At 41.6% G+C, this 13,474-nt stretch carries 14 protein-coding genes; 12 read left to right on the top strand and 2 right to left on the bottom strand.

What is annotated here, in order from left to right; all coding sequences use genetic code 11:
* Position 1: 1 nt before the first annotated feature.
* Positions 2-2,968: a tetratricopeptide repeat protein gene (locus tag FHW88_RS10515; RefSeq protein ID WP_176625295.1), complete on the bottom strand. Its 2,967-nt coding sequence runs from the start codon at positions 2,966-2,968 to the stop codon at positions 2-4.
* A 70-nt stretch (positions 2,969-3,038) separates the two neighbouring features.
* Here FHW88_RS10515 and FHW88_RS10510 point away from each other — a divergent pair, with 70 nt between their 5' ends.
* From FHW88_RS10510 to FHW88_RS10460, 11 genes are all read left to right on the top strand, one after another.
* The gene (locus tag FHW88_RS10510) at positions 3,039-3,269 is read left to right on the top strand and encodes an AtpZ/AtpI family protein (protein WP_090530342.1); all 231 of its coding nucleotides are present in this window, start codon (positions 3,039-3,041) and stop codon (positions 3,267-3,269) included.
* Positions 3,266-3,652 carry a hypothetical protein gene (locus FHW88_RS10505; RefSeq protein WP_090530339.1) on the top strand — a complete coding sequence of 129 codons (387 nt, stop codon included), beginning with the start codon at positions 3,266-3,268 and terminating at the stop codon, positions 3,650-3,652. Before FHW88_RS10510 ends, FHW88_RS10505 begins: the two co-directional genes overlap by 4 nt.
* 14 nt (positions 3,653-3,666) lie before the next feature.
* On the top strand, positions 3,667-4,746 hold the full coding sequence (gene atpB / locus FHW88_RS10500; protein WP_176625294.1) for a F0F1 ATP synthase subunit A: 1,080 nt from the start codon (positions 3,667-3,669) through the stop codon (positions 4,744-4,746).
* Positions 4,747-4,793: 47 nt separating this feature from the next.
* A complete protein-coding gene (gene atpE / locus FHW88_RS10495; RefSeq protein ID WP_110585792.1) occupies positions 4,794-5,003 on the top strand; it encodes an ATP synthase F0 subunit C in 210 nt (69 codons plus the stop codon).
* Positions 5,004-5,113: 110 nt separating this feature from the next.
* A complete protein-coding gene (gene atpF, locus FHW88_RS10490; protein ID WP_176625293.1) occupies positions 5,114-5,605 on the top strand; it encodes a F0F1 ATP synthase subunit B in 492 nt (163 codons plus the stop codon).
* Positions 5,606-5,723: 118 nt separating this feature from the next.
* Positions 5,724-6,266, top strand: coding sequence for an ATP synthase F1 subunit delta (gene atpH, locus FHW88_RS10485; RefSeq protein ID WP_090530328.1), 543 nt, complete (start codon positions 5,724-5,726; stop codon positions 6,264-6,266).
* Positions 6,267-6,307: 41 nt separating this feature from the next.
* Positions 6,308-7,882, top strand: coding sequence for a F0F1 ATP synthase subunit alpha (gene atpA / locus FHW88_RS10480; protein ID WP_112653231.1), 1,575 nt, complete (start codon positions 6,308-6,310; stop codon positions 7,880-7,882).
* A gap of 146 nt (positions 7,883-8,028) precedes the next feature.
* A complete protein-coding gene (gene atpG / locus FHW88_RS10475) occupies positions 8,029-8,916 on the top strand; it encodes an ATP synthase F1 subunit gamma (protein ID WP_090530320.1) in 888 nt (295 codons plus the stop codon).
* A 119-nt stretch (positions 8,917-9,035) separates the two neighbouring features.
* Positions 9,036-9,512, top strand: a complete 477-nt coding sequence (locus FHW88_RS10470; protein WP_176625292.1) for an SMI1/KNR4 family protein — start codon at positions 9,036-9,038, stop codon at positions 9,510-9,512.
* A 133-nt stretch (positions 9,513-9,645) separates the two neighbouring features.
* The gene (locus tag FHW88_RS10465; protein WP_176625291.1) at positions 9,646-10,197 is read left to right on the top strand and encodes an REP-associated tyrosine transposase; all 552 of its coding nucleotides are present in this window, start codon (positions 9,646-9,648) and stop codon (positions 10,195-10,197) included.
* 158 nt (positions 10,198-10,355) lie between these two features.
* On the top strand, positions 10,356-10,553 hold the full coding sequence (locus tag FHW88_RS10460) for a hypothetical protein (RefSeq protein ID WP_090530314.1): 198 nt from the start codon (positions 10,356-10,358) through the stop codon (positions 10,551-10,553).
* 67 nt (positions 10,554-10,620) lie between these two features.
* Here the strand turns inward: FHW88_RS10460 and gldB are convergent, their stop codons facing one another.
* A complete protein-coding gene (gene gldB / locus FHW88_RS10455) occupies positions 10,621-11,658 on the bottom strand; it encodes a gliding motility lipoprotein GldB (RefSeq protein ID WP_176625290.1) in 1,038 nt (345 codons plus the stop codon).
* Between the two features lie 144 nt (positions 11,659-11,802).
* On the opposite strand from gldB, the gene FHW88_RS10450 reads away from it, so the two are divergent.
* Positions 11,803-13,452, top strand: coding sequence for an NAD+ synthase (locus FHW88_RS10450; RefSeq protein ID WP_176625289.1), 1,650 nt, complete (start codon positions 11,803-11,805; stop codon positions 13,450-13,452).
* Positions 13,453-13,474: the final 22 nt, after the last annotated feature.

The following is a 13,474-nucleotide window of genomic DNA, read 5'->3' as shown; positions in this document are numbered from 1 at the left end:
TCTAATAAAATTTCTGATAGTAGTCAAAATAACTATCCAATATACTTTGGGTTGCTAATTTATCCAGATTTTCTTTGGTAATGATAAAAATGCTGTATTTATCCTTTGGAACCTTCATAATATCGGGTAGCAGAGGTACAATGGTACGTGCATAATCTTTAGCATCGGCAAGGCTGTAAAAACGGCCAACGTATATCAGCTGGTTATTTTCGCCAACGCTTTTAACGTGGTGGATTACTTCGCTGCGGGTGTATCGTGTACGGTTAAACTGCCCTACTCCAAAACGTGTAGAAGCCAGATTAGTTGTACCACTGGATACATTTATCACAAAGTAATAGTTGCTGCTGTCGCGCTTGCTGAATATGTAGTTTACCGCTGGTGTATTGTTAATGGCGGCCGGGTGAACCGTAGCCACAGTATCTTTTTGTTTAGGTGCCGGCTGCGTGGCTATATCCCTTGAAGTATCCGGCATTTGGTGTTGCGGTAAAGGGATCTGGCCTACGGCAAGTTGTTTTGGTTGTTGAATTGCAGCCTGCTGAATTTGTGGTGCCGATGTTTTAGCCCCGGCTATTATATGCGTGTCCCGTTCGGGCAGGCGCTCCTGGGGAGTTACATTTTGTGCCGATGGGGTATATGGCGGACGGTATTCTGTTTGTTTTTGATATGCTACCGGTGGGGTAAAAGGGACCTCGTTAGGATCATCATTAAATAATACCACCGGACGCGCAGCTATTTCGACCTTGTTCGAATCGATATAGGCCAGGTGTTGGTTGACCAGTGGGGCGATGAGCTTATCCTGCGGATATTTTGCGGCGATTAACTGCAGATCGGCCTGAAATGGCGGCAACTTTTCCATATGCCCGGCAGCAATAGCTTTCAGATAGTATAACTGCGCTGCATACCGGTTGTCAGGATATTTGTTAAGCAAATCATTTGCTTTCTCAATCACTTTTGCGTATTGCTTTTGAGCATACTGATCGTACACTTCGTTATAAAAGCCGTTAAATACAGCATCTACATCTGCCAGCTTGCGTGCATAATCCGGATCGAGAATTACTTTAGCAAATACACTTTCCGGATACTCTTTAAGCAGCCTGTTCTTGTAATCGTTTGATTTTGTCGCATCGATATCGGCATAAAGTCTGTAAAGGTTATAATAGATAGAAGGTTTATCGCTGCTTTGAGGAAAGCGGCTAAGCAAAGTTTCGTAAGTGGCAATGGCTTCCTTTTTATCTTCCAATACATCACGATAAAAATTGGCCATTTCAAAATAAGCGTTGTAGATCTTGAAATTGGATTGCTGCAAAAGGGCAGGGGTGAGAGGCAGGTTTTTAACCAAGTCCTGCCTGAAAGTACCGGCCGATACATTTGTGCTATTGTACGCTACGCTACCAACCGGAGCATCCGGATCATTAACCTGTGAGCCAATGCCGGTATTGGCTGTAGGAATACCAGTATTTGAACGCCGGCTGCGGCGCCAGTTATCTTCAAGCTTTCGGTTGCCCCATAAACGCTTAAAGTCGTTATAGCCCTGGCTTACGGCGCTGTTGTTGTAAAAGTAAAATGTACTACCGCTGTTTTTATTGGAGGAAGGTGAATTACTGTTCCTGTCGAAGGTATTTGGCATAGTGCCGTTATTGACATTGGCAGCGGCACCGGTGGCTTCCAAAGCGGCCTGTTGCTGCTGACGTGTTTTGCGGGCTACCATTTCATCTATACGGGCATCGCGGGTTTTATCATCCAAAGCGGCAAGCATTTGCAGGGTATCCTCGCGCGAGATGGTTTCAAGCAGACGGGTAAGGATCTGCAGGTTATCGGCCTTTTTGCGGATGATCCGGTATCCCGGGTAATTTATCGACAGGTTATTGAGCGTACTGTCATAATAAAGCCTGGCACTTACGTAATCGGCCTTGTTTTTAAAGTTGATATCGGCAATACGTAAATACGAAAGCCCTTTTTGGTTTTGATTTTTGGTGCTAACCCGCACCGATTTCTTGTAACTTTTCAGGGCGTTGTCGATTTCGCCGGCTTTAAACTGCTGTTCACCAATCTGGTAATAGATCTGGTCGTAAAAATCAGTATTGTCTTCATTCTTAAGCAGGGCACGTAACAGGTCGATCTTACTGGCCTTAACACCGTTTTGATTGTCGCGGATGCGGATTCGGTTAAGGTTGGCATTAAATGCCATTTCAAAACTGGCGTTGCTTTTAACTATGCGGGTATAGCTTTCGTAGGCATCGGCCGGCTTGAGGTTAAGCTCCTGTAACTGGCCCAGGATAAAGATCCAGCGGAGTTTGAGATTGCTGATATAACTGTATTTAATGGCCAGTTTAGCCATCTCTTCGGCTTCGGCATAGTTTTGGGTTAGAATATCATATTGCAGCTTACTCGCGTAAACATCGGCAGTAACATTTTTTTTAGGGTTGATATTCTGTATGGCCGAATCAATTACCAGCTTAGCTAAAGGTAACTGGTTAAGGTACATAAGCCCGCGGGCTTTCCATACCAAAGCCTCCTGTTTTAAATTAGCTTGCTTGCCGAACGAACGGGTTACATAATTACAATACTCAACAGCATCAAAATAATTAGCTTCTAAATATCTTGCTTTGCCCAACACCAAATAGGCATCGCCCAAATAGTGGCTCTGTTCTTTTATGCTGATGATGTTGTTGGCTTTTACAATGGCTTCTTCCAGGTCCTTGTCAGGCGTACCTGTTTGTACAGTAGTATCGGGGTAAACATTTAATAGCTCGCTATAGGCATCGGGAAAGGATGCTGCGTAGCTTTCCTGCTTGAGCCTTAAAATTTCGTTAGCATTAAATAATATGTTATAGTGAGCAGTGAGGTTTTGCATGGTGCGGTTAAAGCCGCTTTGTTTTTCAAGCGAGCAACCGGCCGCTATCAATACAACTGCAAACAGAAAAAAAATGCTGGTGTTTGGTTTATAGGATGATGATAATCGCCTCAATGCTATATGGTAGTTAAAAAAGCATTGCTAAAATACTAAAGATTATGCAATAGGTTTAATAAATTTGCGCATGTCCGAAAATGAACAAAATAACGAAGATGAGGTAGGCAAGCCTTTAAGCGCTTATGCTAAATACAGCAGCATCGGTTTTCAGATGGTGGTTATCATTGGCATTTTTACATTTGCCGGTTATAAAATTGATGAAGCCGGCAAACATGATGTAAAATGGGCTACTGCCATACTTGCCCTTATCGGGGTATTCATTGCTTTGTTTATCGTCATCAGATCTGTTAAAAATTGAAACTGCACACTGTTATTTTATCGTTCCTGCTGTTTGCAGTTATCATAGCTGTGCCGCCATTTCTGTTAAGCAAATCAACACATGCCGCCTGGCTCGATCCTCATTTCTGGATGATATATGCTTTTGTAACCGGGCTCACATTTATCACCATTGTTTCCATATTGATGGTAACCAAAATTAACAAGGAAATATATGCTCAAACCTTCCTTGGGGCAACCATGATCAAGCTTTTGACCTGCATGTTTTTTTGCCTGTTTTTTTTAGTTAAAATCAAAGTAAATGGGGTGATATTTGTTGCTAATTTTTTTTACGTATATTTCTTTAACCTCGCCTTTGAAATTTACGGTTTGTTACGTACCTTGCGCAACCAAAAATTAAAGTAAAAATCTCTCTGCTAATGGATTTTAGCCATATTTTGAACTCAAAAAAAATTACCTTAAGCATCATTTTAGGCGTTTTTTCGCTATTTGTAACGTTAAATGCTAACGCTGTACAAGAAAAAAATGAGTCATCAACAACTGTTGAAAGTAAAGAAAAGGAAAAATTTGACCCTAATGAAGCCATTCTTGAACACATTGCCGATTCGCACTATTTTCACATAGGTGGTAAGGTTGCTATTGGTTTGCCTGTTATACTTTATACAGACGGCGGACTGGAAGTATTTTCGGCTTCTGAATTCGAGCATGGTGAGAAAGCCCACCAGGGTAAATACCACAATTATGCTTTAATTAAAGACAAAATTAAAGTTGTTGGCGCCGATGGTACAACCGTTGATGAAACCGCAAAGATTTTTGATTTGTCAATTACCCGCAACGTGTTTTCCATGTGGATGTCGGTAATATTGCTGATCATTATATTTGTTAGCGTAGCCGGCTCATACAAAAAGCGCGTAGGTAAAGCGCCTAAAGGTTTGCAATCATTATTGGAGCCGCTTATCCTGTTTATTCGTGACGAAGTAGCGCTGCCGAACATCGGTTACAAATACGCGCGCTTTATGCCGCTGCTGTTAACCATGTTTTTCTTTATCCTGATCAATAACCTGATTGGTATGGTGCCGTTTTTCCCCGGAGGTTCAAACCTTACCGGTAATATAGCGGTAACCATGGTGCTTGCTGTTATTACCCTTATCGTAGTTAATTTTAATGGTAACAAATACTATTGGAAACACATTTTTGCACCTGACGTTCCGTTTTGGCTTTACCCTATCATGTGGATAGTTGAGCTTGCCGGTATCATTTCAAAGCCTTTTGCGTTAATGGTGCGTTTGTTCGCAAACATCATGGCGGGCCACGTTATCGTATTGGCATTGATTTCATTAATCTTTATATTCCAGACACTTTGGGTATCGCCGGTATCAATAGCTTTCGCTTTGTTTATCGATGTGCTTGAGTTGCTGGTAGCTTTCTTACAGGCCTTCATCTTTACAATGCTTACCGCGTTGTTTATTGGCAGCGCTGTTGAAGAGCATCATCATTAATAATTTGTAATTAATAATAACACTATATTCATTTAAATTTAAAAACAATGGTTGGAAGTATTGCTGCATTAGGTGCAGGTTTAGCAGTTATCGGTGCTGGTATTGGTATCGGTCAAATCGGTGGTAAAGCGATGGAAGGTATTTCTCGTCAGCCGGAAGCTGCTTCAAAAATTCAGACTGCCATGATCATCGCTGCGGCACTTGTTGAAGGTGTTGCTCTTTTCGGTGTGATCGTTGCACTTTTGGGTAACAAATAATTTTACCCGAAAAAAATAAAAACCGGGTGGTGTAACGGTTGGTTACACACCGGTTTTTACTTGAATGAATAATGTTAATTAGAACTATAGTCACAACAATAATATAAAAGATGGATTTAGTAATGCCTGATTGGGGTTTGGTTGTATGGACATCCGTAACCTTTTTATTCTTACTTATTTTACTGAGGGCATTTGCCTGGAAACCGATCATGGCCGCCATTGGCGATCGTGAGCGTTCAATTGAAGATGCGTTATTGAAAGCAGAAGCTGCCAAAGAGGAAATGAGCCGTTTAACCAATGAAAACGAATCATTGATTAAACAAGCCCGGGCCGAGCGCGACCTGATCCTGTCTGAAGCACGTAAAGCGAAAGAGCAGATCGTATCTGATGCTAAAGAGGCTGCACACAAAGAAGGTGCACGTATGATTGAGCTTGCCCGTGTTGAAATTAACAACCAAAAAGCTATCGCTTTGGCTGATGTTAAAAACCAGGTAGCTACTTTATCTTTAGAGATTGCTGAGAAGATCCTTCGCAAGCAATTTGAAGATCAGCAGCAACAAGACGAATTGGTTAGCCAATTATTGAAAGAAGTGAAGTTATAAAATTTCGGATTTGGGACGTGGGATTTCGGATTTATTCCCGTACTCGCTGACCAATTAAAAACCGAAATTCAAATTGAAAATTCCGAAATCGAAAATTCGAAATCCGAAATAAAAAAACATGTCAGAAATCACGGTAGCAACCAGGTACGCCAAATCGATCATTGATCTTGCACAGGAACAAGGAATTGTTGCAGAGGTCAAAGCCGATATGGACCTTTTCTTAAAAACCCTGAAGGGCAGCCCCGAACTGGTAGCAGTATTGGCTAATCCTATTATATCTCATTCAAAAAAGATCAAGATCCTTGACGAGATATTTTTAAATAAGGTTAGCAAAACTACTATCGCTTTCTTTAAGCTGATGGTTAACAAAGGCCGCGGCGAAGTATTATATTTTACCGCCGGCGAGTACATTAACCTGTACAATGTTAAAAACCATATCACCAAAGCTAAGGTAACATCAGCTACTGCGCTTTCTGAAGCTAATAAGAAGACATTGGTTGCCGAATTGCAACAATCAGTTGGCGGTACAGTAGTGCTGGAAACTAAAGTTGACCCGGCTTTGATAGGCGGTTTTGTGTTAACTATAGGTGACAGGCAGGTTGATACCAGTATTGCCGCAAGCCTGAGGAAAATGAAAAAGGAATTTGCTGTAAAGGCATAATAGTAAGTATTAAAAGTAAAACTCTAAATAAATTTTAAACAATGGTAGAGGTAAGACCAGACGAAGTATCAGCAATTTTGCGTCAGCAGTTGGCCGGCTTCAAGTCAGAATCTGAATTAGAAGAAGTGGGTACTGTACTCCAGGTGGGTGACGGTATCGCACGCGTTTATGGATTAACTAAAGTACAGTCGGGTGAGTTGGTTGAGTTTGGCACAGGATTGCAAGGCATCGTACTTAACCTTGAAGAAGATAACGTGGGTGTGGTATTGTTAGGTAAATCTGACGATATTAAAGAAGGTGATACCGTTAAACGTACCAACAGGATTGCATCAATCAACGTAGGCGAAGGCATGCTTGGCCGTGTTGTTGATACCTTAGGTGCCCCTATTGATGGTAAAGGCCCAATCACCGGTCAAACTTACGAGATGCCGCTTGAGCGTAAAGCGCCAGGTGTAATCTATCGTCAGCCGGTAACCGAGCCATTACAAACCGGTATCAAAGCTATCGATGCGATGATCCCTATCGGTCGTGGCCAGCGTGAGTTGGTTATCGGTGACCGTCAAACAGGTAAAACTGCGGTTTGTATAGATACCATCATCAACCAAAAAGAATTTTATGATGCAGGTAAACCTGTAATCTGTATATATGTAGCTTGCGGACAAAAAGCATCAACTGTTGCTAACATCGTTCGTACGCTTGAAGAGAACGGCGCTATGCCTTACTCAATCGTAGTTGCTGCTAACGCTTCAGACTCTGCTACCATGCAGTTCTTTGCTCCGTTTGCAGGTGCAGCTATCGGCGAGTACTTCCGTGATACAGGCCGTCCGGCTTTGATCATCTATGATGACTTGTCAAAACAAGCTGTTGCTTACCGTGAGGTTTCATTGTTGTTACGTCGTCCACCGGGCCGTGAGGCTTATCCGGGTGACGTATTTTACCTGCACAGCCGTTTATTAGAGCGTGCCGCTAAAATCAACTCAAATGATTCTATCGCGCAGCAAATGAACGACCTTCCTGAGTCTATCAAAGGCATCGTTAAAGGTGGTGGTTCATTAACAGCTCTTCCAATCATTGAAACACAAGCTGGTGACGTATCTGCATACATCCCAACCAACGTAATCTCTATCACCGACGGTCAGATCTTCCTTGAATCTAACTTGTTCAACGCAGGTGTTCGTCCGGCTATCAACGTAGGTATCTCTGTATCACGTGTAGGTGGTAACGCGCAGATCAAATCAATGAAGAAAGTTGCCGGTACTTTGAAACTTGACCAGGCTCAGTTCCGTGAGCTTGAGGCTTTCTCAAAATTCGGATCTGACCTTGATGCTTCAACCAAAAACGTGTTGGATAAAGGTATCCGTAACGTAGAGATCCTGAAACAAGGTCAGTACTCTCCGGTAACTGTAGAAAAACAAGTTGCTATCATTTACCTTGGTACTAAAAACTTAATGCGTAACGTACCGGTAAATAAAGTAAGGGAGTTCGAAACCGAATTTACCGATCAGTTGGAAGTTCGTCACCCTGAAGTTTTAGCAGCCCTTAAAGCGGGTAAATTTGACGACCAGCTTACCGGCGTACTGGAAACAGTAGCTAAAGAATTGTCAGCAAGGTATTAATTTTTAGATTGGAGATGTTAGATGTGAGATATGAGACTGGTCTCTTCCACATCTGCCATCTTTATATAAATTAGATAAACAGATTGAAAGTGCAGATGTGAGGCTATCTCAAATCTCATATCTCAAATCTCACATCTCAATAAAGAATGGCTAATTTAAAAGAAGTAAGAAACAGGATCAAATCTGTATCATCAACCCAGCAGATCACCAAGGCTATGAAAATGGTTTCGGCTGCTAAGTTGAAACGTGCTACCAACGCTATTATTCAGCTGCGTCCTTACGCAAGTAAGTTGAAGGACCTGCTGGCTAACTTATCTGCAAGTTTGGAGGATAACACTTCTCCTTACCTTCAGGAGCGTGAGCCGGTACGTGTATTGGTAGTTGTGGTATCATCAAACCGTGGTTTGGCCGGTGCTTTCAATACTAACGTTATTAAAACTGCCAATAACCTTATTGCCGAAAAATATCCTAAGCAACTTGCTGCCGGTAACGTATCTATCGTTGCCATCGGTAAAAAAGCACAGGAGTTTTATCAAAGGCGTAAGTATAACGTAATTGGTAACAACAACGACCTGTACTCGGACCTTAACTTCGAGAACGCTTCAAAAATTACCGAAGCTATTATGCAGGGCTTTGTTAACGGCGATTACGACCGTGTGGAGCTGGTGTATAACCATTTCCGCAATGCTGCGGTACAATACCTGATCACTGAACAGTTATTACCAGTGCCAAAGGCCGAGAAGAAAGAGGAAGTAAAAGCAGCTAATGTTGATTACATCCTTGAGCCATCACAACAGGAAATTGTTGAGCAATTGATCCCTAAAAATATCAAGATTCAACTTTACCGTGCGGTGTTGGATTCAAATGCATCTGAACACGGTGCCCGTATGACAGCAATGGATAAAGCGACCGAAAATGCCGGCGAGCTTTTGAAATCATTGAAACTTTCATACAACCAGGCCCGTCAGGCAGCCATCACTACCGAGCTTACCGAGATCGTGAGTGGTGCGGCAGCCCTTTCAGGCGGTAACTAAGTTTAAAATACTTTTATATAGAAAAGGCTTTCCGGGAGGAGAGCCTTTTTTGTTGGATGTGGATTACTATTTTATTACTAAATTTTGACCTTTATTAAGGCCACAAATGGATAAAGAAAATGAGGATAAAATATTTAAAGCTTTTGAATAGAAATCCTATTGTAAGAGCGCAGGGTTCTGAATACTTCTTGAGAAACGAACCTCTTTCGAATGCTGAAATTAAGAGTCTTGAAAGTTCATACAATAACGGGCGGGATTTTCCATCTTCATTAAAGGAGTTATTATCGATAGCTGGTGAAAGCTGTTATGTTTTGGAATACGGTGCATTTGATTCTTTAGAAGATATGCAGCAAGAAGCGCGTAGTTGGTTGATCGATGATGATCGAAATCTTAGCATAACCCGGCCCTTCTTTATAATTGATGTGTATAATTATGGAGAGAAGTTTCTATTTGTTTATTTGGATGAAGATGACGATCCATTTGTATATCAGGCTTTATTGGATAAAGATCCTTGGATTCATGAGCTCGGTTCGACGCTTTCAGAATATATAGAATCGAGTGTTAAGATTGTGCTTAAGGGTTACAATCCATTTTAGAAAGGATGTCTCGAAAACTGGTCGAAGTTTAGCCGAAAACTGGTCGAAGTTTAGCGATAGCGTAACTTCGACCTAAAATGAAGCAAGCATCCTGCTTGCGAAACTAACAACCTAAACCTATATATTCGTATCAATGGGCCGTAAATACGTTTTTCACGAACATGACCAACTTTATTTTGTAAGCTTTGCCACAGTAAATTGGATTGATGTTTTTGTAAGGCGAATTTATTGTGACATCATAGTTGATAGTCTTAGATATTGCATTGAAAACAAAGGTTTGGAATTATATGCCTGGTGTATTATGTCGAGCCATGTGCATTTGATTATTAGTACCGAGAAAGGCAACTTGTCAGATATTCTTCGTGATTTAAAAAGGCATACTTCTAAAACAATTTTAAAAGCCATTGCAGAAAATATTCAAGAGAGCAGACGGGAATGGCTGTTGTGGATGTTTGAACGCGCCGGAAAGCGAAATGCTAATAACGAACAATACCAATTTTGGCAACAGAATAATCATCCTATAGAACTATCGACACATCAGATGCTGACACAGAGATTGGATTATCTGCATAATAACCCGGTTGAATCTGGTGCGGTGGATTATCCGCCAAAATATCCATACAGCAGTGCTAAGGATTATTATTTGGATGAAGATGGATTGTTGCCTGTTATTAAGTTAAGCTGAAAGCTTAACTCATTTTAGGACGAAGTTTAGCGATAGCGTAACTTCGTCCAGTACTTGTAAACACCCAACCTGGTTTGCCGGCGGCATAAAATCATAAAAACTTTGTCGCTTTTTCGGTAAACATTTCTATTTTTGCGCAAACATTAAAAATCGGTACCATGGAATCAATGGAAAATGCTAACGCAGAAGGTCATTACAAATTATTAACTGTAGCTATTGTTATCGGTATAGTAGGCGTGTTCCTGCGTTTTGCCGGCGATGCCAACACAGGCTTCATGTTTACTTCTATATCAAATATTATTTTGATCATTGGTATCCTGATCGCTTTGAAATGCGTTTTCGCAATTATGAAGTAATAAACCTATAACAGGGAAATGATATAAAAAAAGCGTTTTCAAATGAAAGCGCTTTTTTTTGTGCCTTTTATTTGGGGTGATACCCCGATTCGTTCAGGAGCTTTTGGGCATCTTTATCGGCCATCAGCTGGGGTAGCGTTACATCAGGGTGCTTATCCATATATTTCCTTACTATCTGCCAGCCCGTCCACACAGCAAGTTTCGGTGCCGATTCATTCTTTTCGCCAAGGCCGGGAGTGAAGGGGGCTTCTGTAAGATATTTTTGGATTTTTTGATAATCAGTTTCGTACAGCAGGTTTTGTTCTAAAAAGTATCCCCAGATTTTACTTTCAAATTCATGGCACCATTTTAGTTGTTCGGTAGTGTACCGGATCTTGGTGCTATCAGCCACATCGGGCAGTATCTTGTCCATAAAGTACATGATCTTGCCGTTATAGATCATTTTATTCAAGAGTGCTTTGTCATTGTCATCTTCTGGAAACATGTCCTCACGTGCTATACCTTCAACAACGCGGGGCGTAATATTATCCGGGGTAAACCACCTGGAAAGATAATGCGGAAAAGCATTGGTAAGCGAAGGATAAAAACGTGAATCCGCACCCAAAAACAGATCTATCCCGATGCCGAAATAGCCATCGCCAATGGTAGTTTGTGCCTGGAAACCGGAAATATAAGCATATACCCCCGGGAGCGGTTTTTGAGGGTAATAATATTTAATGTATTTAAAGGCTTCGGTAAGGCCGGCATTCTGCTGATCCATATTAGGGAATGCAGCATCAGCATCGTGCTTGAGGTCGTTATAGGCTTTGCCCGTGAACACCTGGCGAAGTGCTTTAAAATACGTGGTATCCTTAGTACTGCCAACCTGTAAAATGCGTTCGATAAAATCGGGGTAAAAATTGCCGTATTGTTTTTGCAGGTATGCGGCCTGCAATGTCATAGGCTTATTGCGCATAGCATCAAAATCATGATCAAACCGTTCAATTTTAACATTAACGTTGATATTGCTTACATCAATTTTTTTGTTGCGGGTACAACTGCTTAATATCAGGCCGATGGAAAAAATTAAGTAAATTTGCTTTGCTATATACCGGGTAGGGTTCATCTTTATCTTTTAAGGCAAAAGTAAATTTATTTGCATTAATGTTGCTACTATTGTTAAGTCAATAGTCGGTAGCCCTAAGTTGAAAGTCGCATTTTTTGACTTTGGACTAAAGACTTGCGGCTTAAGACTAAATATACATATACTATGAAAATCGCGTTAGCCCAGCTCAACTATCACGTAGGTAATTTTGAATCGAATACCAATAAAATCATTGATCATATTATCAAGGCGAAAAATAACGGGGCCGACCTGGTTGTATTTGCCGAGCTATGTGTTTGCGGTTATCCTTCGCGCGATTTTTTAGAGTTTGATGAATTTATAGGCCTGTGCGATGAAGCTGCTAAAAAGATAGCTGAAGTATGTGTTGATATAGCTTGCATCATAGGCTTGCCAACACCCAACCATAAAACAGAGGGTAAAGATCTGAGCAATTCTGCTTATTTTATTGAGAACGGCGAGGTGAAAGCAGTGGTAAACAAAGCCTTGCTGCCTAATTACGATGTATTTGACGAATACCGTTACTTCGAGCCTTCAACCGAGTTTAATTGTATTGAGTTTAAAGGCAAGCGTATAGCACTCACCATTTGTGAGGATCTGTGGAATACCATTGAAAACCCGCTATACGTTACCCGGCCGATGGATACCCTCATTCATCAAAACCCGCACCTAATGATCAATATAGCGGCGTCACCGTTCGCTTATAACCATGATGAGGAGCGTATTGAGATATTGAGTGATAACGCCAGCCGGTATAAGTTGCCTTTGTTGTATGTTAATCACGTTGGCGCCCAAACGGAACTGATATTTGACGGAGGTTCGTTGGTGTTTGATAATACAGGTAAGCTAATTGATGAGATGCCTTATTTTGAGGAAAGCATGGCTTATTATACCTTAACTGAAGATAACACGCTAAGCTTTGATCATCCAACAACGATAAAAACCGAGCGTCCGGGCGATATCGAGCAGATCCATCAGGCCGTTATACTTGGCATCCGTGATTATTTTTATAAATCGGGCTTTAAACAAGCAATTTTAGGTTTGTCGGGCGGTATTGATTCGGCTGTGGTATGTGCTTTGGCTGCAGAGGCGCTGGGGCCGCAAAATGTGATGGCTGTATTACTGCCTTCACGCTTTTCAACAGATCATTCATTAAAAGATGCTCAGGATTTGGTTGATAACCTTGGTTGCAAACACGAAATAGTGCCCATTAAAAGCATTACAGAGGCCTTTGAAACAGCGTTAAATCCGCAGTTTGATGGTTTGCCTTTTAATATCGCGGAGGAGAATATCCAGTCGCGCAGCAGGGCTGTTTTATTAATGGCGATGTGCAATAAGTTCGGGTATATTTTGCTGAACACCAGTAACAAAAGCGAAGCCGCTGTAGGTTATGGTACTTTATATGGAGATATGTGCGGCGGTATCTCTGTTATTGGCGACGTTTACAAAACCCAGGTTTTTGAGCTTGCGCGATACATTAATCGCGATAAGGAGATCATACCAATTAATTCCATCGTTAAACCGCCATCGGCCGAACTAAGGCCCGATCAAAAAGATACCGATTCGCTGCCCGAATACGATGTACTTGACAAGATCCTGGCCGAGTATATAGAAAACCGCTGCTCATCGGCCGAGATTATCAGGATGGGGTATGACGAGGCAACCGTTCGCCGGGTTATCAAGCTTACTAATTCGGCCGAGCATAAGCGTTATCAAACGCCACCTATTTTAAGGGTATCGCCAAAAGCATTTGGTATGGGCCGCAGGATGCCTATTGTGGGTAAATACCTGTCGTAACAGCTAAAATTTCACTCTTTAA

The organism is Mucilaginibacter sp. SG538B (assembly GCF_013376065.1).
Classification (GTDB): domain Bacteria; phylum Bacteroidota; class Bacteroidia; order Sphingobacteriales; family Sphingobacteriaceae; genus Mucilaginibacter; species Mucilaginibacter rubeus.
The sequence above is the reverse complement of the archived record's forward strand: the minus strand, read 5'-3'. Positions and strand labels throughout refer to the sequence as shown.